This is a genomic window from Salinicola sp. CPA57 (assembly GCF_003206035.1).
Classification (GTDB): Bacteria; Pseudomonadota; Gammaproteobacteria; order Pseudomonadales; family Halomonadaceae; genus Salinicola; species Salinicola socius.
Genome location: NZ_PZJR01000011.1, coordinates 107580 through 128491 on the forward strand (window position 1 = coordinate 107580; position 20912 = coordinate 128491).

Sequence of the window (20912 nt, forward strand, 5' to 3'; positions counted from 1 at the left end):
GCTTGCTCGTGACGTCCGCGCCGTCATGACCGGAGCCTGGCTTCCAGCTCGGCCAGCCGTGCCGGGGTGCCGACGTCGACCCAGTCGCCACGATGATGCCAGCCGCCGACGCGGCCCGCCTGCATCGCATCCACCAGTAGCGGCGCCAGCTTGGCGATCGCGCCGGCAGGCAGATCGGCGATCAACCGCGGGTGAATGACGCCCAGGCCGGCGTAGATCAAGCGCGGTTCGCCTTCGGCATGCAGACGACCCCGTGCATCGAGGTGGAAATCGCCGCGACGATGAAAGTCGGTAGTGTCGGCCATCACCAGCGAGGCCAGATCGTCCGCTGTCAGCGTGAGTTGCGCGAGCGGGAAGTCCGTCCACACGTCTCCGTTGATCAGCACGAATGGGGCATCACCCAGTTCGGGGAGTGCCTGACGCAGCCCGCCGGCGGTTTCCAGCGGCGTCTCCTCGACGCTGAAGGTGAGCGAGACGCCGAAGCGTTCGCCGTTGCCGAGCGCATCGATGATCTGCTGCGCCCGGTAGCTGACGTTGACCACGATGTCTCGAATCCCCGCCGCCGCCAGGCGCTCCAGATGATGAACGATCAGCGGCTTGCCGGCGACCGGCAGCAGCGGCTTGGGGCAGTGGTCCGTGAGCGGGCGCATGCGGGTGCCGAGGCCAGCGGCGAGGATCATCGCTTTCATGATCTCCCTCCGGCACCGCTGGTCGCTCGGTGTTCGGCCAGGCGCGCCTCCATCGCCGGGCGGTAGCTCTCGCGTAGCCAGCGATGGAAATCGCCGAGCGCCGGCAGCGCTTCCAATCCTTCGTCGAGATGCGCGTAGAAGTGAGGCAGCCATTCGAGATAGCTCGGCTTGCCGTCGCGCAGGCAGAGTCGGCAGAACTGGCCCAGGATCTTGAGCTGGCGCTGAGCGCCGATCGCCTCGACGCCGGCCCGGAACGTCTCGCCATCGATATCGGGGGAGAGTCTTCCTGCCGCGAGGCAGCGTTGGCGGAACCCCTCGATCCACAGGTCCATCTCCTGCCGTGACCAGCGATGATAGCGACCCCGCAGCAGCGAAATCAGATCGTAGCCCAGCGGACCCGCCAAGGCGCCCTGGAAATCGATGATCCATAGCCGGTCCTGGTGGATCATCAGGTTCATGGCATCGAAATCGCGATGCACGGCGACGGTGGGGAGCGCCGCGATATGGCCGAGCAGATGACGCTTGACCTCAGGCCACTGCGGCGGCGTCTCGATCCCGAGCCAGCGCGTCAGCCCCCAGTCGGGAAAGCGATCCATCTCCTCGTCGAGAAAGTCGGGTTCATAGCGGGGTAGCGATGCGATCGGTGCGCGCTTTTCGATCTCGTCGAGCAGATCGAGCGCCTGTGTCGTCCCGCTTCGCGCCTCGGCGTCGGTGCCGAAATGGTGGTGCAGGCTGTCGTTGCCGAGATCGTCGAGCTCGATGAAACCCTGCTCGAGATCGACGGCATGGATCATCGGTACCGGTAAGCCTGCCGCCTGCCATTCACGGCCGATGACCACGAACGGTTGGCTATCTTCCAATGTCGGCGGCGCATCCATGACGATGCGGGAGGTGAAATCGGGAAAGGTGACGCGGCAGTAGCCGCGAAGGCTGGCATCGCCAGCGACAGCTTCCCATCGGCAGGCCTCTGGCGACAGATGGTGGCGGGTAGCGATCCAGTGGCGAAGGGCATCGAGGCGCAAGGTCATGCAGGCTTCCGGTGGTGGTGGCGGGTCGGGGCGACGGGTCGCCGTATCGGCGCTTCGCGGCGAGTTGACGAGCCGGGGATGGCACCGCATGCTGGGCTTCAACCCGGGCGCGCCGAGCCAACCGTCCGACGGACGTGACTGACGTCGCTTGACGCGCTGGCGACGGTTTCGGTGACGGGCCAGTGTGCCGCGTTTGCTCGGCATCGCCAAATCGGACGGCTTCGCTAACGCGGAATCGCAATGCGCCGACCTCACCGGATCGAGCAGCGCTGGTTTGCCCGGATCGAAAGGCACCGGCAGCGTCGGCAAGATGGCCCGGCAGCCGTTCAGGCGATCAATGAGAAATGGCTTCGCGGCAACTCCCGTCGAGGTCTGTATACTACCGACTTCACTCGGCAAGGACACAGAGGACATGGGCAAGCGACTGGTCTGGACTGCCCTGACTGGCCTGATTTCATCGACAGCTCAGGCGGCGCCCCCCGCACCGTTACCGGCGGATCAACTGGATTGGGCGCCATGGGGCGATCAAGCGCCGGCCGGCGACCTGTGTGGTGGCCGCTATATCGAACCGGGCTACCTTCTGCCCGAGGGCAAGACGCCCGAAGAAGTACTGTCCGACTCGGGATCCGCCGCATACGGCAACGACGGTGAAACCATTCTGGGCGGCAACGTCGTTTTGCGGCGTGGCGAGAGCCAGCTGGAATCGCCACGGGTCCGGGTCAATGCCGCCCGTGACACGGCGTTCGCCGACGGACCATTGACGGTTCGCTATCCGGGGATGCTGGTGCGTGGCGGAGACGGTCAGGTTTCGCTCGACAGCGATGCGGCGCGTATCGACGACGCTCACTATGTGGTTCACGATCAACGACTGCGCGGCGATGCGCAGTCGATGCAGCGGCTCGACGACGGCCGCTACCGGATGACCGAGGCGAGCTTCACGACCTGTGCACCCGATAGCCGGTTATGGCGCCTGGTAGGCAGCGATGTCACCATCGATCGTGAGCAGGGCTTCGGCACCGCCTCCAACGCGCGCTTGGAAATGGGCGACGTGCCTGTCTTCTACTGGCCGTGGGTGCGGTTTCCGATCGATGATCGCCGACAAAGCGGCTTTCTGTGGCCGACGATGGGCATCTCCAGCGACGGGCTCGACTACAGCCAGCCTTACTATCTCAATCTGGCGCCCAACTACGACGCCACCATCACGCCACGAGCGATCACCGATCACGGTTTCATGCTCGGCGGCGAGTTTCGCTACCTGTTCGGCAGCGACCAGGGGACTCTGGAAGGTTCCTACCTGCCAAACGACAGTGGTGGCGACAGCGAGAACCCCAACGATCCCGACAATGCCTTCGATGGAGAGGATCGCTGGTACATCGACTACAGTCATTACGGCCGGTTCACGGATCGACTGGACTACGCCATGCGCTACGGCGCCGCCAGCGATGGTCGCTATTTCGATGACTTCGGTACCGACTTCGGCGAACAGGACACCGAATACCTCGATCGTCTGGCTCGGCTGAGCTACCAGGGCACGACCTGGAATCTCGATGCACGCGCGCAGGGCTATCAGCGTCTCGAATATCCGCTGGACGAGGATGACCGGCCTTACTACAAGTTACCGAGCCTGACTGCCAACGCGCGCTGGGATCAGGACAACGGTCTCTATCAGGAGTGGAACTCCAACGCGACCTACTTCTGGCGCGACCTGCACGGCGTCGACAGCGACGGTTTCTGGGAGGACGAAGAGACCGGCGACATGCGCCAGATCCGGCTGCGCGAAGCGGCCAACGGCTCGCGGGTCAATCTGACACCTGCCATCGGTTGGCGCGGACAGCCGAGCTGGGGCTTCCTCGAGCCAAGATTTCAGCTGTGGCAGACCAACTACGACCTCGACTACGGCAACCGGGACACCGATCGCGACGAGAGCCTGTCTCGCACCGTGCCGGTCTATTCGGTGGATTCCGGTCTGATCTTCCAGCGCGACGTATCGCTGTTCGATCAGGACTGGAAGCAGACCTTCGAGCCACGTCTTTATTACGCTTACGTACCGGAGCGGGATCAGTCGGAGTTCCCCGACTTCGACACCGATGAGCGCCCCATCTCGTGGAGTCAGCTGTGGTCGCCGTATCGTTTCACCGGCGCCGACCGGGTGGGCGACGTCAACAAGCTCTCCTACGGTGCCTCGACGCGCTTCCTGGAGGACGATACCGGACGCGAGCGACTGTCCCTCTCCGTGGGTCAGAGTGCCTACTTCTCCGATCGCAATATCGACATCGACGGCGACCCGGATACGCTGCCGGACAAGGAAACCGACTACGAGGATTGGTATCGGGCCACCCGTGACCGTTCACCGGTCATCACCCAGCTCGACTGGCGCATCAACGATCAGTGGCGATCCCGCTACGAATGGTTCTACGACCCGGACCGTTCCAAGACCGAGAAGGCCTCGGCTTACCTTCAGTACATGAGTCCGGTCGGGCATGTGGTGAACCTTGGCTACCGTTGGCAACTCGAAGGTTTCGATCCGTCGTCGGACGACGATGATCGGCTGAACTATGACCGTGAGGACTTCGATGTGTCGTTCGCCTACAAGGCTACGTCTTCGCTGGATCTGATCGGCCGTTATCTCTACGACAACACCAACAGCCGCGACCTGGAAACGCTGGCCGGCGTTCAGTTCAACAGCTGCTGCAGTGCGGTGCAGGTGGTATGGCGCGAGTGGGTCCAGGACAATGACACCGCCAACACCATCAGCGATGACTATACCGATCGCGGGCTGTTCCTTCGCTTCGTGTTCAAGGGGCTGGGCGGTGTCGGCCAGAATACCGATGCCTACTTCGCTCGCGCGGTGCCGGGTTATGAAGCGAGCCAGTTCTGAGCCATCGGACTTTCGATGTACGTCAGGCAATCAATGTGTACGGCGGGCCCTGAGGGCTCGCCTCTCCATCAAAGCAAGAGAGGTAGGCATGCGTCCTAGATTATGGATCCCCCTGGCGCTGGTAATGCTGCTGTCGCCGTTGACCGCGATGGCGGAAGTGGTGCAGCTGGATCGTATCGTCGCCGTGGTCAACGACGATGCCATCATGCACAGCCAGCTCGAACAGCGGGTCGCCCAGGCGCGCGACCAGCTCCAGGCCAACAACATCCAGATGCCGCCGGAGCGGGCGCTGGAGCGGCAGGTACTGGACCGCATGATCGTCGAGCAGATCGAGTTGCAGATGGCCGAGGATGCCAAGCTGAGCATCGACGAGACCCAGCTCAACAGCACCATGCGCGGCATTGCCGAGAACAACGGCATGAGCCTGGACGAGTTCGCGAACACGCTGGAGAAGCAGGGCCAGAACCTGGCCGAAGTCCGCGAGCAGGTCCGTCGCGAGCTGTTGATTCGCCAGGTCCAGCAGAGCCAGGTTGCCAGCAAGATTTCGGTATCGGACCGTGAAGTCGACCGCTTTCTGGCGCAGCGCGGCGAAAACAGCAACACCGCCTACCATCTGGCCCAGATCCTGATCGCCGTACCGCAGTCGCCGACGCCGGATCAGGTGACCCAGGCACAAAACGAAGCGCAGAAACTCTATCAGCAGCTGCAGGATGGTGCCGATTTCCAGCAACTGGCCGTGGCCGAGTCGGACGACGCCCAGGCACTGCAGGGCGGTGATCTCGGTTGGCGCCAGGCGGCGCAGATTCCGTCGATCTTCGCCGATGTCATTCCCGATCTCGCCAAGGGTGACGTCAGTGAACCGATTCGCAGCCCCAGCGGTTTCCATCTGGTCAAGCTGCTCGATACCCGTGGCGGTGACAGTCAGCAGATGAGCCGCGATCAGGCGAGCCAGGCAATCTTCCAGCGCAAGGTCAGTGACGAACTCGAGGCGTGGACACAGGAGATCCGTGCCAGCGCCTACATCGACAACCGTCTCGACGAGAATTGATGGCGGTGCCGGTACTGGCGTTGACGACCGGCGAGCCTGCCGGCATCGGCCCCGAGCTTGCCCTGGCGGTGGCGCGGGACTGGCAGCAGTTGAAGGCGACGGTGGTCGCCGTGGGGGATCCCGACCTGCTGGCCGAACGCGCCCGATTGCTGGGCTGGTCGGTCGAGCTGGAGGTTCTCGCCCCTGGCGATATGCTGCCGGCACCGGTCAATGGCCGACTGCCGGTGTGGCCGGTGTCGCTGGCAACGGCTTCGATTCCCGGTCGTCTCGATACCGCCAATGCCGGCTACGTGCTCGAGACGCTGGATATCGCCGTCGATGCCTGCCAGCGGGGCTTCGCCGATGCCATGGTGACGGCGCCGCTGCACAAGGGCGTGATCATCGACGGCGGACTTGTCGGGTTTACCGGCCATACCGAGTACCTGCGGGATGCCTGCGGTGTCGAGGAGGTGGTGATGATGCTGGCTACCGAACGCACCGGCAGGCCGCTGCGGGTGGCGTTGGCCACGACTCATCTGCCGCTTGCTCAGGTGTCGAATGCGATTACCGGCGCCGGTTTGACGCGCGTCACCCGTATTCTGGCGCAAGAGCTGACCCACCGCTTCGGCATCGCCTCTCCTCGGATACTGGTGTGCGGTCTCAACCCCCACGCGGGAGAAGACGGACACCTGGGTCGCGAGGAGCTGGAGATCATCACGCCCGCGCTGGACCGATTGCGTGACGAGGGTCTCGACCTGGTGGGTCCATTGCCTGCGGATACACTGTTCACGCCGCGCCATCTCGATCATGCCGATGCGGTGCTGGCGATGTATCACGATCAGGGCTTGCCGGTACTCAAGTATGCCGGGTTCGGGCAGGCCGCCAATATCACGCTGGGCCTCGGGATGGTGCGGACCTCGGTCGATCACGGCACCGCGCTCGATCTTGCCGGTAGCGGTCTTGCCGAGGTGGGCAGTCTGCGAGTCGCGCTGCAGGTGGCTCGGCAGATGGCAGTCCGCGTTCACTGAAGGAATTCGTTTTTCATGTCTACACGCTCTTCCGAACGTTCTCCGATGCCTCGCGCCCGGAAACGGTTCGGTCAGAATTTTCTCCGCGATGGCGGGGTGATCTCGCGCATCGTGCGTGCCATCGCCCCGCGTGCCGGAGACCGGCTGATCGAGATCGGTCCCGGTCAGGGCGCGCTCACCGGTCCGATACTCGACGCCGCCGGCGCGCTGGAAGTGATCGAGCTCGACCGCGACCTGATCCCTGGCTTGCGGGTGCAGTTTTACGACTACCCCGAGTTCACGATCCACGAGGGCGACGCGCTCAAGTTCGATTTCCTCGAGCTGTCCCGACAGGACGGACGCCCGCTGCGAGTGGTAGGCAATCTGCCCTACAACATCTCGACGCCATTGATCTTTCATCTGCTGACGGCACGTGGCGCCATTGCCGACATGCACTTCATGCTGCAGAAAGAGGTCGTCGAGCGTCTCGCCGCCGAGCCCGGCGGGCCAGATTGGGGCCGACTGTCGGTGATGACCCAGTATCACTGCGAGGTCGAGTCGCTGTTCGTCGTGCCGCCCGGTGCGTTCGTGCCGCAGCCCAAGGTCGATTCGGCGATCGTCAGGTTGACGCCGTTCGCCGAGCCGCCGTGGCCGGCCAACGACGAGAGGCATTTCGCCGATGTGGTACGACAGGCATTTGGTCAGCGACGAAAGACGTTGCGCAACAACCTCAAGGGGACCATCGAGGCCGACGCGCTGGCGTCGCTGGGGATCGACCCCGGCCGTCGTCCGCAGACGCTGAGCGTCGAAGAGCTGGTCGCCATCAGCAATCATCTGACCGGCCACCAGTCGGAGAGCCATTCCGCGACGGAGAAGACTTCATGAGCGAGACCGCTCCCGTTATCACGGTCGACGTCGAGCCGTCGTTTCGCGAGGACGAGTCCTCGCCCAACGACAAACGTTTCGTGTTCAGCTACACGGTGACCGTGCACAATCGATCCGACCACAGCGTGCAGCTGCTGTCGCGCTACTGGAAGATCACCCAGGGTCACGGCAAGGTTCAGGAAGTGCGCGGCAACGGCGTGGTCGGCAAGCAGCCGACCATTACCGCCGGGCACAGTTTCCGTTACACCAGTCGCGCGGTGATCGAGTGCCCCGTGGGCGTCATGCAGGGCAGCTACACCTGTATCGATCTCTCCAGCCAGGCTTCATTCGACGTCGCCATCGCGCCGTTTCGCCTGGCCGGCCCCAATCAGGTTCACTGACCGGACGAAGTCGCGTCTCAATCACAAGGAAGCGTATGGCGACCTACGCAATCGGCGATCTGCACGGCTGTTACGTGGAATTCGAGACCTTGCTGGAAAAGCTCGATTTTTCGCCTTCCCGCGATCATCTGTGGCTGACCGGCGATCTAGTCAATCGCGGCCCCGATTCGCTCGGCTGTCTGCGCCGGAGTGTTGCGCTGGGCAGTGCCGCCAGTGTGGTGCTTGGCAACCACGATCTGCATCTGCTGGCGGTGGCACAGGGGCACGGCAAGCTCAAGCGCAACGATACCCTGACCGACATTCTGGAGGCCCCGGATCGGCCGGAGATGCTGGAATGGCTGCGCCGCCAGCCGTTGCTGATTGCCGATCATGAGCGTGGCTACGTGATGACCCACGCCGGACTTTTGCCCCAGTGGTCGATCGCCCAGGCAAGCGAACTGGCTGCCGAGGCGGAGGCGGTCTTGCGTGGTGACGATGTCGATGATTTTCTGAGCGTGATGTACGGAAATCGGCCGGCTCGATTCACGCCTGATCTGACCGGCGAGGATCGCATTCGAGCCATCGTCAACGTCTTTTCCCGTATGCGCTTCATCGCCGACGACGGCACGCTGGATTTCGCTGCCAAGGAAGGGCTGGACAGCACGCCTGAGGGTTACGCGCCCTGGTTTACCTATCCGCGGGAGGACGACCCGGCTGGCGATCGGAGGCTCACGCTGCTGTTCGGGCACTGGGCGGCGCTGGAGGGGCGCACGCCGGACGCGCAGGTCGACGTCCGGGCGCTGGATACCGGCTGCGTCTGGGGCGGTTCGCTGACCGCTCTCGATCTCGGCAGCGGTGAACGGATCGCCGTGCCCGCCAGCCGCTGAGATGCCCGGGGATTGCCGTCCACAAGCGGATCTTGTTCAAAGTTCAGCCTTTTCAACGCCGGTCCTAGCCAGACCCCCGTTTCTTTCAGAGCCTAGCCCTTTCAGGAGTGAGCCATGACCCCGTCCTTCGAACATCTCGACCCGACGACGCTGGCGCAATGGCTGAGCGAAAGGCGCCCGTTGCAGCTGGTGGATATCCGCGATCCATTGAGTTTCGCCCAGGGGCACATACTCGGCAGTCGTCATCTCGACAACACCACGGTGGCCGAACTGGTGGACAAGACGCCCAGCGACACGCCCGTGGTGGTGGTCTGCTATCACGGCCACTCCAGTCAACAGGCCGCGAGCTGGCTCGCTGGCCAGGGCTTCGACGAAGTCTATAGCCTGGATGGCGGCTTCGTGGACTGGGCGCATCGCCGGCCCGACAGCGTCGAACGTTAGATTGCCGCACGGCACCCAACCCGGAGTCAGACGATGAAGCCGCAACCCGATCCACATCCCGATCCTCGCCTCAGTGGGCTGGATGTCTACCTGGTCGGCGGCGCCGTACGCGACGCTCGCCTCGGCTGGCCGGTCGGCGATCGCGACTGGGTCGTGGTGGGTACCACGCCGGAAACCATGCGCCAGCGCGGATTCAAGTCCGTCGGTCGGGATTTTCCGGTGTTCCTGCATCCCGATACCCATGAGGAGTATGCGTTGGCCCGCACCGAGCGCAAGCAGGGCCACGGCTACACCGGATTCGAGATTCACGCGAGCCCCGACGTGACGCTGGAAGCCGATCTCGCACGGCGTGACTTCACCGTCAACGCCATGGCCGAGACGCCGGCGGGCGAGCTGATCGACCCCTACGGTGGCGCGGCCGACCTCGAGGCCGGACTGCTCAAGCATGTGTCGTCGGCGTTTGTGGAAGACCCCTTGCGGGTACTGCGAGCGGCCCGTTTTCTGGCTCGCTACCGCCGGCTCGGCTTCACCATCGCACCGGAAACCCGGGCGCTGATGTGTCAGCTGGTGGCCAGTGACGAGATGCGCCATCTGGTTGCCGAGCGCGTCTGGACCGAGACCCACAAGGCGTTGGGAGAAGCCGATCCCGCGGCCTATTTCCAGACACTGGAATCCTGTGGCGCCCTGGCAGTGCTGATGCCGCCCCTGTCGACCCCGATGTTGGAGCGTGCGCTGGATCGACTCGCGCACGTACCCGATGAGTCGGCTGATTACCCCTTGTCGCTGTGGCGCTGGGCCCGGCTCGGCGAGCACCTCGAGGACGACGAGCAGTCCCGGCTCAATGACGTCGTCAAGGCGCCCAACGCCTTTCGTGACGCCATGCGTCTGGCGGCGCTGTCATATCGATTGCGTCAGCAGATCGACGGAGTGCGTCCCGATGGCGCGGAGGATCGCACCGGGGCGATCATGGCCTGGCTCGACGCGATCGATGCCTGGCGCCGACCGGGACGGGTGGCACCGTTGCTCTCCTTGATCGCGCATGAAGACGGGGAGCTGGCGGACGACCTGGCGCTGGCCTGGCGACTCGCCTCGCAGATCCTGCCCCAGGCGCTTCTCGACGAAGGTTTTCGCGGCGCCGAGCTGGGCGAAGCGCTGTCACGCCGACGCGAGGCAACGGTGCGGGAAGCGCTGGAAGCACGCTGAATAGAGACCCACGACGGCACACGAAAACGCCCGCTGCGTGGTTTCACACGGCGGGCGTCTTGCATCAGGCCAGCTTGTTTCCTAGATGAAAAAACCGATGATCAGCGCCATGACGAGGCCAGTCAGGCCGATGATGGTCTCCATCACCGTCCAGCTTCTCAGCGTCTGTGCTTCGGTGAGACCGAAGTAGCGGTTGACCAGCCAGAATCCGGAGTCGTTGACGTGGCTCAGCACCGTGGCGCCGGAGGCGATCGAGATCACCAGCAGGCCGAGCACCGGGCCGTCGAGATTGAGCGTGGTGATCACCGGCGCCATCAGCCCGGCCGCGGTGATCATGGCGACCGTGGCCGACCCCTGGATCACGCGAACCGCAGCGGAGATCAGAAACGCCAGCAGGATCGGCGGCAGGGCGCTCTCGGCCATGATGTTGCCCATCACCTCGCCGACGCCGGAGTCGATCAGCACCTGCTTGAACACCCCGCCGGCACCGGTGACCAGAATGATGATACCGGCCGGTTCCAGCGCCTTGGTGGCGACTTCCATGACCTGTTCCCGCGTCATGCCGCGACGCGTGCCCAGCAACGTGAAGGCAAGCAGGGTGGCCAGCGTCAGCGCGACGAACGGATGACCCAGGAAGGTCAAGGCAGCCAGCACCGGGCTATCTTCCGGCAGGATGAAGCCGGACACGGTATTGAGCACGATCAGTGCCAGCGGCAGCAGGATGATCGACAGGATCAGCTTGAAGCTGGGCAGACCGCTGGTATCGATATCGTTTTTCGGCAGCTCCATGTATTCGGGAATCTGGGCGTCGATACGCTTGGCGATCCAGCGGCCGAATAGCGGGCCGGCGATGATCATGGCCGGCAGGCCGCAGATCGCGCCGAACAGAATCACGTAACCGAGATCGGCGCCGATCAGTTTGGCGACGGCGATCGGACCCGGTGTCGGCGGAATGAACGAGTGCGTCACGGCAAGTCCCGCCAGCAGCGGAATGCCGTAGTAGAGCAGCGAGCGCCCGGTGCGGCGGGTCAGGGCATAGATCAGCGGCACCAGAATGATGAACGCGACGTCGAGAAACACCGGTATCGCCACCAGAAAGCCGGTAACGCCCATCGCCCACTGAGAACGGTCCTCGCCGAACTTGTCGAGCAGCGTGCTGGCCAGACGGTCGACGCCGCCCGAGACCTCCAGCATCTTGCCGAACATGGCCCCCAGACCAACGACGGTGGCGACGAAGCCCAACGTGCCACCCATGCCTTTTTCGACGGTATCCAGCAACTGATCAACGCCCATGCCGGTAAACAGCCCGACCAGCCCGCTGACGACGAGCAGGGCGACAAACGCGTGCAAGCGCAGTTTCATGACCAGATAGAGCAGCACGATGATGCTGCCCAGCGCGGCGAGTATCAGGGATGTGGGGCTATCCATGGCAACGAAAATCCTTGGTGGGAGCACACGACGTCAGGGCCGGATATACACCCTTGGTGGCGTTGTGCTTCGCAGTGGAGTTGGCGAAAATGAATGTTACCGGTAACAAGTTGGTCCCAACAATGCACCTAAAGGTGTAGAGACAACGCTGGTCGAATCGGTTTAGGGCAATGGATCATTGGGCCCGATTCAGGTCGCCAGGTGGATCAGCGAGGCGAACCGAAGTGATCGTCTGGATTTGGATCACTGACGCACGAATCACACATGCATCAATCGGAAGGCAAAGTCATGGACGCAAAGATGGGTCAACGCATCGTCGTGATGGGCGTATCGAGCTGCGGCAAGACCGAGGTCGGGCAGCGGCTGGCGACGGCGCTGGGCGGGCGGTTCCTGGATGGCGACGACTACCACTCGCCGGAGAGCGTCGCCAAGATGTCGCGCGGCGAACCTCTCGACGACGAGGATCGGAGCGGTTGGCTGCACCGGCTGGCAGACTTCCTGGCCGAAGCCCGGGCGCAGGGCGAAACGCTGGTCATCGGCTGCTCGGCGCTCAAGCGACGCTATCGCGATACGCTGCGCAGGGGCGATGGCGCACTCACCTTCGTCCACCTCGCCGGGAGTCGCGAACTGTTGCTGCAGCGCATCCAGTCGCGCCGGGATCACTTCTTCAAAGGTGAGGCGATGCTCGATAGCCAACTGGCCACGCTCGAGCCGCCGGGTGATGATGAAGCCGTCACCGTCGATATTGCCGGTACTCTCGATCAGGTGGTCAACGAAGCGGTGTTGAAGCTCGAAAAACGCTTTCTCGCCAGCGAGCGACCAACTGGCCAATAAGCCGGGCCATGAGGCGGGCAACGGCCGCAGAAACGCGGAATCGGGAGCGCCTTCACAAACTGCCGCCGCGTCGGATCCGGAAGCCGAGGTCCTCGCTGGCCGGCTGTAGCGGCGTTCCCTGCAGACGGGCCAGCAGACGCCTGGCGATGGTGTCGCCGATAAGGCGGCGGGGCGTGACGACCGTCGCCAGTGGCGGTGAGGTCGCCTCGGTGATGTCCAGGCCATTGAAGCCCGCCAGCGCCAGCTGATCCGGGACGTTCATACGACGTCTCTGACACTCGAACAGCGCCCCGGCGGCGAGATCGTCGTTACCGCAAAAGATACCCTCCAGATCCGGCCAGCGATCGAGCATGGACGCCAGCATCTCTCCGCCCAGTCGGTAGGAGGAGGGGTGCGGCGTCGTCAGGCAGCGTTCGGTCGACAATCCCGCTTGCTGCATGGCCGTCTCCCACCCCGCCATGCGCAGCTGCGCGCGATGGTCCATGCGTGCGCCGAGAAAACCGACGCGCCGATACCCCTGATCGAGAAACGTCTGCGTCATCGCCTTGCCGGCCTGGTGCTGGTCGAGTCCGACGTTGATGTCCAGCGGCGTTTCGGTCAGCTCCAATGTCTCGACCACCGGTATCCGTGCCTGCCTCAGCAGGCGGCAAGCGTGGCCGGTATGCCGGGAGCCGGGAAGAATCAGTGCCTCCACGCCGTAACGCAGGTAGGTGTCGATCAGCCGTTCTTCCTCGAGAATCGAGTATCCGGTGTGCCCGATCAACACCTGATAACCGGCTTCACTCAATCCTTCCTCGATCCCCCGCTGAATTTCCGAGAACACCGAATTGGAGAGCGAAGGGATCAGCAGGGCGACGCTGTGCGATCGCCCGCTCGCCAGCGCGCCGGCGGAATGATTGGGAATGTAGCCGAGCTCGTCGATGGCGGATTCGATGCGGAGTTGCAGCGTTGCAGAGACGAGATGGGGCTCGCGCAGGGCGCGCGACACTGTGATCTTGGTGACGCCGACACGTTCGGCAATGTGCTGAAGCGTCACCCGCCCAGAGGAACGACGCGGCATGACAATCCCTGGAGGTCGATTTTTATGGTCGGCTGTTACCGGTAACTTTCGAAGGAGATTACCATGCAGGCCCTGACGAACTCCGTAGGGCCATAGTCGTAGAGAAGACATCGAACGAAGCCTTCATGGCGCGATCAGAACGACAGCAGCAACAGAATCAGCAGCGGTGACAGCAACGACAGCAGAAAGCCGCTGACGATGGCCAGAGGCACGCAGGTAATGCCACCGTACTGTTTGATCACCGGCAGGCTCACGTCCATCGATGTCGCGCCGGCGTAGCCGATCGCCAGCGGCATGGCGCGACGGACGAACAGCGGTACCAGCAGAAAGGCGAGCAGCTCGCGGGCCAGGTCGTTGAAGAACGCCGCGCCGCCGAGTACCGGGCCGAGCTGGTCGCCGATCAGGATGCCGGAGAGCGAATACCAGCCGAACCCGGCGGCCATCGCCATGCCCTGATTCCAGGGCAGTTGCAGCAGCGGTGCGGCGATCAGCCCGGCCAGCATCGAACTCACGAATACCGTCATTGCGATCGCCAGCCCCAGTCGGTTGAGCAGAATCTGGCGCAGTCCGAGTCCGGAGTTGCGCAACTGACAGCCGATCAGAAAGAGCAACGCATAGAGCGCCCAGGTCGCCAGCGTTTCCGCCACCGAGGCCAGGTGCCACCCCAGCAACTGGGCGCCCGCGCCGATGATGACGCCGAGCAGCACCACGCCCGCCAGCTGCAATGAGCTCAGCATCGCCTGCAGCTTGCCGGCGGAAGCCGCATCGCTTTCGCCGTTCGCCAGCGGTTTGCGCCTTGCCAGCCGCTGGCGCGACAGCCACGCCAGCGCCAGCAGGTTTATCGGCGAGATCACCAGAAACAGAATCAGTGCCGTGGATCCGATTCGGGACAACTGCCCGAGCAGATCTTCCAGGCCGCCAAGGCTCACGCCCATCAGCAGCAGGATCACGTAGACCGAGGCACTGACGCCGCGATCGATGGCCTGACGAATCCCAGCCTGGCGAACGGGGATCAGATAGCCCACGATCAATGGCAGCAGTATCCACAACAATCCCAGCAGCATGACCTCTCCCGAAGCGGACCCATGAGTCACCGACAACGATGCGGCACGAAAAAAACGGACGCCGATGAATCGGCGCCCGTGATTGGCAATGAACTCTAGAGGATACGCGCTGAAGAGGGAAGAACGGCTGGCCGGTTATCCGCCGTTGGTGCTTGCCGGGGCTGCGCTGGATGGGGCGAGCGTCAGATCGGTGAGGGTCAGGTGGCTACGTTCCTCGTCGTCGCGCACGTAGCGCATCTTGAGCAGCAGGCCAGGGATTTCGCGGTGAAAGGTGAAATAGAGATGTCGGCCCTGTTTGTCGGGATCCCAGGCGTCCACGGTAACGCCGGGAAACGTGCCGGCGGGCGTCTCGATGTCGCCACGATCGATCACCCGGTAGTAGAGCATCTCCGTCTTGCCCTTGTGATTCTGATAGTCGAGCTGGCAGGGAGAGACCTGTGCGCTGGCACACCGTGCGGATGGCGCCTTGCGGGAAAGCTCGAACAGCGCGGTCTGGCGGTCCGGTAGCGCCTGCAACTGGGACCGGTCCAGATGATAGTCGTCGCCGATTCCCACCAGCGAATAGGCGCTGGTGTAATCCAGCGCCTGGATGCGATCGCCGTCCAGCCTGAACTGGCCGCGTTCCTCGCCGCTGGCGACCTTGATGCTGGCCCGCATGTCGCTCTCCCACACATCGCCGGAATGCGAGACATCGCCCTGACGCGACAGAGCATGAGTGATCGTCGCATCCGGCCAGCCGCTGATATCGAGCTGGTAATGGGCGGTGAACGGCGTCGGCGCGGCCAGTGCCAGACTAGCCCAGCAGGCCAAGGCCAGTGCGGCGGTTGCCTTGAAGACCGAGCGATAGTTGAGTGACATGATTTCCCTTGCAGCCTATTTCAGTGGAGCGGTTGTCGCACGTTCAGTCGAGTGAGACATAAGACGCCGAATTGCTGACGGTGTTCCCAAGGGACCATTCGTGGACCCCATCTCAATATGCCGCCGGAGACCGGGGGCCGGCCAACGCTATCGGTACGGTGCCCGCACAGATACGGCCAGGACGGCAGGGCGCAGGAACGACAACGGGGCCCGAAGGCCCCGTTGATCAGTCGTGGCAGACGCTTCGACGTCAGTCGTTATCCGGCAGGGCATAGGCGATCACGTAGTCGCCGCGATCCGGTGACTGGCGAGCGCCACCTGCCGAGATCAGGATGTACTGCTTGCCCGTCTCCGGTGACACGTAGGAGATCGGCGTGCCCTGGCTGCCGACCGGCAGGCGAGCCTTCCACACTTCTTCTCCGGTTGCCGAGTCGAAGGCGCGCAGCCAGTAGTCCTGGGTCGCGGCGAAGAATGTCAGGCCACCTTGCGTCGTCAGCGAGCCGCCAATGGTCGGCATGCCGACCGGCATCGGCATGCGCAGTTTGGTGCCGAACATTACCGTGTCCTGAATCGTGCCCAGCGGGACTTCCCAGTTGACCTTCTGCGTCTTCATGTCGATCGCGGTCAGGCTGCCGAACGGCGGCTCCTGACAGGGAATGCCGAGCGGCGACAGGAAGCGGTCCTTGACCACCGAGTAGGGTGTGCCCTTGAGCGGCACCGCACCCATGGCAGCGTTGACCGCTTCGCCACCCTCGGAGGCGGCGGCGTCCTTGTCCTGCGGTTCCATGTGGACCCACAAGCCCAGGCGCATGTCATTGACGTAGAGCGTCTGGGAGGTCGGATCGTAGGAGAATCCGCCCCAGTTCAAGCCACCCAGCGAGCCCGGATAGGAGAGCGAGTAGTCGGTGTCCGGTGCGGTGAACAGTCCGTCGTAGCGATAGCCCTTGAAGATGTAGCGGCACATCAGCTGATCGAACGGGGTGGCGCCCCACATATCCGCTTCTTTCAGGTGCTCGGCGCCGATCTGCGGCATGCCGACGGAGACCGGCTGGGTCGGAGAGTACTTTTCGTTGGGGATATTCGCGGGCTTGACCTTCTTCTCGACGACATCGGTCAGTGGCTTGCCGGTCAACCGATCCAGCACGAAGATCTGGCCGACCTTGCTGCCAAAAGTGAGCGCCGGGGTGCTCGATCCACCTGCGTTGGGGAAATCGATCAACGTCGGTTGCATTGGCACGTCGTAATCCCACAGATCGTGGTGGACCGTCTGGTAGTGCCACTTCTCTTCGCCAGTGGTGGCGTCGAGCGCCAGCATGGTCGCTCCATACTTCTCGTCTTCCGGCGTGCGTTCCGGACCCCAAAGATCGATGGCGGCGCCACCTACCGGCATGAAGAGGATATTGGAAGCCGGGTCGTAGGTCATCGGCGCCCAGACATTCGGCGTCGAGCGCACATAGTTGTCACCGGGGGCCGGCGCTTCCCGATCTTGCGGATTGCCGGGATCGAACGCCCAACGCATCTCGCCGGTGATGACATCGAAACCGCGCATCACGCCGCCGGGCATGTCGAGGGCGACGTTGTCGGCCACGCGGCCGCCGACGGCGACGGTGGTGCCCGCTACCGTTGGCGGCGAGGTCAGGGAATAGAGCGGTGCCTTGGCGTCGCCCAGACCGGCCTTGAGATCGATACGACCGTTGTCGCCGAAGCTCTGGCACAGCTCACCGGTTTCAGCATCCAGGGCGACCAGAACGGCGTCGATGGTATTCATGAAGATGCGGCGGCGACAGGCCGTGGCATCGGCGGCGAGGGACGGCTGTGGAACCGGCGAGGCATCGCCCAACGTCGGCTGCTGGACCGGCTTGTCGGCATCGAAATAGGCCAGTCCGCGGCAGCGCACCCAGGTCTTGGTGTCGGTGGGAAACTCATGACGCCATTTCTCTTCGCCAGTATCCGCATCGACCGAAATCACGGTGTTGGACGGCGTGCAGAGGTAGACGGAATCGCCGACCTGCAGCGGCGTTTGCTGATCCTCGAAGCCCGCCCCGGTGGGGCTAAGCGGTGTGTCGCCGGTGTGAAAGGTCCAGGCGACCTCGAGGGAGTCGACGTTGTCTCGGTTGATCTGATCGAGCGCGGCAAAACGCCTGCCGCTGCCGTCCGAGCTGTAGTGATCCCAGTCCACCTGACGAGTGGCATCGGTAACCGGGGTCTCGCCGGTGGCGGCGACGCTATTGTGGATGCCATGGGGCTGGAACATGCCCCAGGTCATGCCCACGATCGCGATCAGTGCGACCGCGGCAGCGCCAAGGCTGATGCCTTTGTTGGCCTGCAGGCCGGCTCGCTTCAGGATCAGCGGTTGAATCAGCAGCAGCAGGAACAGAGCGCACAGGAAAGTGAAGATACGCGCGTGCAGCGCCCAGAAATCCAGCCCCGCCTCCCAGAACGCCCAGATGACCGTGGCGATGAAGGCAAGCAGGTAGATGGCCAGCGCCTTGGTGCCACCGCGAACGATTTCGATGCCCGTGGCGGCTAGCGCCAGACCCATCAGCAGGTAATACCAGCTGCCACCGCGACCGATCAGCATGCCCCCGCCGATCGCAAGCCCCAGTCCCAGTATGGTGAAGATCGCGCCGACCAAGATCAGCAAGGCGCTGACCGGCCGTGATACCCCGTTTTTTCGACTCATCCCTCGAACCCCTGTGTAATAAGCGTCGCGATTCTACCCAAGACTATAGTCATAAGCCAACTTGTTAGCATGCTACTGTTATGGTTCCGAGTCTGGCCTCAATATCCCGCCTCGGGGTCGATGGTCTCGACCACCTTGCCCTTCGACATCGCATCCAGCGCGTCGGCGACCTGGTCGGCGGCAGCGCCGATCGGGGTCGGTCCGGCCATGTGCGGGGTGATCAGGATGCGTGGGTGGTGCCATAGCGGGCTGTCCGCGGCCAGTGGTTCACTCGGGAAGGCGTCCAGCAGGGCGCCACGCAGGCGACCTTCGGACTCTTCCTCGCCGAGTGCGTCGAGCAGGGCGGGCTCGTCGATCAGGGTGCCGCGACCCGGGTTGATCAGGCTGGCGCCATCGGGGAGCTTGGCCAGATTGTCGCGATTGATGATGTGGCGCGTGGCCGGCGTGTCCGGCAGCAGCGTGATCAGCGTCTTGACCTGGCGCAGCAGCGTGTCGAGCCCGTCATCGCCGTGATGGCAGGTGAGTCCGTCGATCTGCTTGGGCGAGCGGCTCCAGCCGTGGACCGGGTATCCGTCGGCGGCGAGCATCTGCGCCACGCGGGTGCCGATGGCGCCGAGCCCCAGCACGCCGATCGACCAGTCGGGCTTGTCGACGACCGGTACCTCGCGCCATTCGCTCGTCGCCTGCTGACGCCGGTAGCGGTCGAAGTCGCGCTGGAAATGCAGCACGCCGTAGCGAACGTAGTCGCCGATCAGCTCGCCCATCCCGGCGTCGCGCAGCTTGACGATGGGGATCTCGCGGGGCAGCGACGGGTTCTGCAACAAGGCATCCACCCCGGCACCCAGATTGACGATGCCTCTGAGCGCCGTCTGTTCATCGAACACCGAGGCCGGCGGCTTCCAGGCGACCAGGTAATCGACCTGCGGGTTACCGCTATCCATCGCGACGATAATTTCGGCGTTCGGCAGACGTTCGAGCAGGATATTGCGCCATTGTTCGGCGTCGTTGTGATAGATCAAAACTCGCATCTGGGCTCCGTCCTCGTTGTCGTGTTGGAGCCCGTTATCATCGCAGGTTACGCACGGCGAAAGAAATTGCCGCGCATCGCTTGTCTGTTCCGCGACCGCGAATCAGGATGTCCCGTCGCTTCAGTACGCGATTTCCAGCATCGGCGGTGGCGCCTCGCCCAGCAACTGGCTCAACACGTCCAGGCCGCTGGCCAGGCGTGCCAGATCCGGTTCGGCCCCCAGGCTGATGCGCACGCGGCGCGGCATGGCGGACTGCTCGACCAGAAACGGCTGGGCAGTGGTGATGGCAACGCCTTCCTGGCGCGCCTGCTGCTGCAGTTCCTCGGCACGCCACGGCTCGGGAAGCGCCAGCCAGACATGCAGGCTGCTGGGGCGCGATTCGATGGCATGCCCCGCCAGCTTGCGTGCCGCCAGCGACTGGCGCTCCGCCAGCAGTTGGCGCTGTTCGTGGGCGAGCGTATCGACCATGCCGCTGGCCAGCCAGTAATCCGCCAGTTCGAAAATCAGCGGGGTCGCCATCCAGCTGGTGGCCCGCAGGCGCGGCAGGGTGTGATGCATCTGCCCACGGGGGACACTGAGATAGCCGGCGCGCAGCCCGGGCACGGTCGACTTGGTCAGACTGGTGACGTGGAAGCTCTGCTGGGGGAGACGAGCGGTCAACGGGATCAGACCCGCCGGCTCCAGCAGTGCATGGACATCGTCCTCGATCAGCCAGACATCATGACGCAGCAGAATCTCGGCCACGGCGTCGCGACGGGCGTTTTCCATGGTCGCGCCGGTGGGATTGAGCTGGGTCGGCGTCAGGCAGACGGCGCGAGGGCGGAATTTCACGATGGCCGCCTCCAGCGCCTCGGGGATGACGCCCTGCTCGTCGATCGCCACGCCGTGGAGCTGGAAGCCTAGCGTGCGCGCCAGCGCGATCAGCCCGTGGTCGGTCAACGTCTCCGTCAGCACGATGTCGCCATGCTGGACAACCGTGGCGATGGCCAGCATCAGGCCATGGGCGGCGCCGTTGCAGAGCAGCCGGTCATCGGTTTCGCCGGGGACACCCAGGCGCTCTTTCAACCAGGCGTTGGCGCGTTCGCGCTGATGCTGCAGCCCGGCGATGGGGCGGCAGGCGCCAATGACATCGGCGTGGGCGGACTTGGCGAGCTCCGCCAGGGCGTCGCGAAAGCGCCGATGATGAGAAGGCGGGCAGACCGTGTGGGCGATCGACAGATCGATCGGCGCGGCGTCGGTGACGGCCGCCGGCGCGCGCAGGTACTCGTTCTCGGAGTCGCCCTCGGCATCGCGAATCCAGGTACCGCTGCCGACACGGGCCTGAACGAGGCCGCTCTTCTCGGCCTGTTCGTAGGCGCGGGAAACCGTCTGCACGCTGACGCCGAGCGTCTCCGCGAGCTCGCGATGGGTCGGCAGGCGCATGCCGGGAGCTAGCACCCCGTGGCGGACCGCTTCGGCGAGTGCGCGGGCGATGGAAAGATATTTGGGGCCGTGCCCGCCGAGGAAGGGCGTCAGGTCGATTGTCATGATGCAATAAAGCCTTTGACGGCACG

At 64.0% G+C, this 20912-nt stretch carries 18 protein-coding genes; 9 read left to right on the forward strand and 9 right to left on the reverse strand.

What is annotated here, in order from left to right:
* Positions 1 to 23: 23 nt before the first annotated feature.
* Both murU and DOM36_RS12715 read right to left on the reverse strand, forming a co-directional pair.
* The gene (murU, locus tag DOM36_RS12710) at positions 24 to 689 is read right to left on the reverse strand and encodes an N-acetylmuramate alpha-1-phosphate uridylyltransferase MurU (RefSeq protein ID WP_110643297.1); all 666 of its coding nucleotides are present in this window, start codon (positions 687 to 689) and stop codon (positions 24 to 26) included.
* Positions 686 to 1717, reverse strand: coding sequence for a phosphotransferase (locus tag DOM36_RS12715; protein WP_110643298.1), 1032 nt, complete (start codon positions 1715 to 1717; stop codon positions 686 to 688). The genes murU and DOM36_RS12715 overlap by 4 nt, the downstream gene beginning before the upstream one ends.
* A gap of 412 nt (positions 1718 to 2129) precedes the next feature.
* On the opposite strand from DOM36_RS12715, the gene lptD reads away from it, so the two are divergent.
* From lptD to DOM36_RS12755, 8 genes are all read left to right on the forward strand, one after another.
* Complete coding sequence (gene lptD / locus DOM36_RS12720) at positions 2130 to 4595, forward strand: LPS assembly protein LptD (RefSeq protein WP_075570819.1); 2466 nt, start codon at positions 2130 to 2132, stop codon at positions 4593 to 4595.
* An 88-nt stretch (positions 4596 to 4683) separates the two neighbouring features.
* Complete coding sequence (locus DOM36_RS12725; RefSeq protein ID WP_075570820.1) at positions 4684 to 5643, forward strand: peptidylprolyl isomerase; 960 nt, start codon at positions 4684 to 4686, stop codon at positions 5641 to 5643.
* A complete protein-coding gene (gene pdxA / locus DOM36_RS12730; RefSeq protein WP_110643299.1) occupies positions 5643 to 6650 on the forward strand; it encodes a 4-hydroxythreonine-4-phosphate dehydrogenase PdxA in 1008 nt (335 codons plus the stop codon). Before DOM36_RS12725 ends, pdxA begins: the two co-directional genes overlap by 1 nt.
* Positions 6651 to 6665: 15 nt before the next feature.
* The gene (gene rsmA, locus DOM36_RS12735) at positions 6666 to 7514 is read left to right on the forward strand and encodes a 16S rRNA (adenine(1518)-N(6)/adenine(1519)-N(6))-dimethyltransferase RsmA (protein ID WP_075570822.1); all 849 of its coding nucleotides are present in this window, start codon (positions 6666 to 6668) and stop codon (positions 7512 to 7514) included.
* Entirely contained in the window at positions 7511 to 7894 is a 384-nt protein-coding gene (gene apaG, locus DOM36_RS12740; RefSeq protein ID WP_075570823.1) for a Co2+/Mg2+ efflux protein ApaG, read from the forward strand. The genes rsmA and apaG overlap by 4 nt, the downstream gene beginning before the upstream one ends.
* A gap of 35 nt (positions 7895 to 7929) precedes the next feature.
* A complete protein-coding gene (locus DOM36_RS12745) occupies positions 7930 to 8760 on the forward strand; it encodes a symmetrical bis(5'-nucleosyl)-tetraphosphatase (protein WP_110643300.1) in 831 nt (276 codons plus the stop codon).
* Between the two features lie 114 nt (positions 8761 to 8874).
* Complete coding sequence (gene glpE, locus DOM36_RS12750; RefSeq protein ID WP_110643301.1) at positions 8875 to 9201, forward strand: thiosulfate sulfurtransferase GlpE; 327 nt, start codon at positions 8875 to 8877, stop codon at positions 9199 to 9201.
* 33 nt (positions 9202 to 9234) lie between these two features.
* Positions 9235 to 10404: a polynucleotide adenylyltransferase gene (locus DOM36_RS12755; RefSeq protein ID WP_075570826.1), complete on the forward strand. Its 1170-nt coding sequence runs from the start codon at positions 9235 to 9237 to the stop codon at positions 10402 to 10404.
* Between the two features lie 81 nt (positions 10405 to 10485).
* On the opposite strand, the gene DOM36_RS12760 is transcribed toward DOM36_RS12755, so the two are convergent.
* Complete coding sequence (locus tag DOM36_RS12760; protein WP_075570827.1) at positions 10486 to 11832, reverse strand: gluconate:H+ symporter; 1347 nt, start codon at positions 11830 to 11832, stop codon at positions 10486 to 10488.
* 300 nt (positions 11833 to 12132) lie between these two features.
* On the opposite strand from DOM36_RS12760, the gene DOM36_RS12765 reads away from it, so the two are divergent.
* Positions 12133 to 12666, forward strand: a complete 534-nt coding sequence (locus DOM36_RS12765) for a gluconokinase (RefSeq protein ID WP_232823824.1) — start codon at positions 12133 to 12135, stop codon at positions 12664 to 12666.
* 52 nt (positions 12667 to 12718) lie between these two features.
* On the opposite strand, the gene DOM36_RS12770 is transcribed toward DOM36_RS12765, so the two are convergent.
* The 6 genes from DOM36_RS12770 to DOM36_RS12795 form a co-directional block, all read right to left on the reverse strand.
* A complete protein-coding gene (locus DOM36_RS12770) occupies positions 12719 to 13726 on the reverse strand; it encodes a LacI family DNA-binding transcriptional regulator (RefSeq protein ID WP_110643302.1) in 1008 nt (335 codons plus the stop codon).
* 134 nt (positions 13727 to 13860) lie between these two features.
* Entirely contained in the window at positions 13861 to 14790 is a 930-nt protein-coding gene (locus tag DOM36_RS12775; RefSeq protein ID WP_110643303.1) for a lysine exporter LysO family protein, read from the reverse strand.
* A gap of 135 nt (positions 14791 to 14925) precedes the next feature.
* On the reverse strand, positions 14926 to 15648 hold the full coding sequence (locus DOM36_RS12780) for a hypothetical protein (RefSeq protein ID WP_110643304.1): 723 nt from the start codon (positions 15646 to 15648) through the stop codon (positions 14926 to 14928).
* Positions 15649 to 15898: 250 nt separating this feature from the next.
* The gene (locus DOM36_RS12785; RefSeq protein WP_110643305.1) at positions 15899 to 18331 is read right to left on the reverse strand and encodes a membrane-bound PQQ-dependent dehydrogenase, glucose/quinate/shikimate family; all 2433 of its coding nucleotides are present in this window, start codon (positions 18329 to 18331) and stop codon (positions 15899 to 15901) included.
* Between the two features lie 98 nt (positions 18332 to 18429).
* Positions 18430 to 19359: a glyoxylate/hydroxypyruvate reductase A gene (locus tag DOM36_RS12790; protein WP_110643306.1), complete on the reverse strand. Its 930-nt coding sequence runs from the start codon at positions 19357 to 19359 to the stop codon at positions 18430 to 18432.
* A gap of 120 nt (positions 19360 to 19479) precedes the next feature.
* A complete protein-coding gene (locus tag DOM36_RS12795; protein WP_075570833.1) occupies positions 19480 to 20886 on the reverse strand; it encodes a PLP-dependent aminotransferase family protein in 1407 nt (468 codons plus the stop codon).
* Positions 20887 to 20912 lie beyond the last annotated feature (26 nt).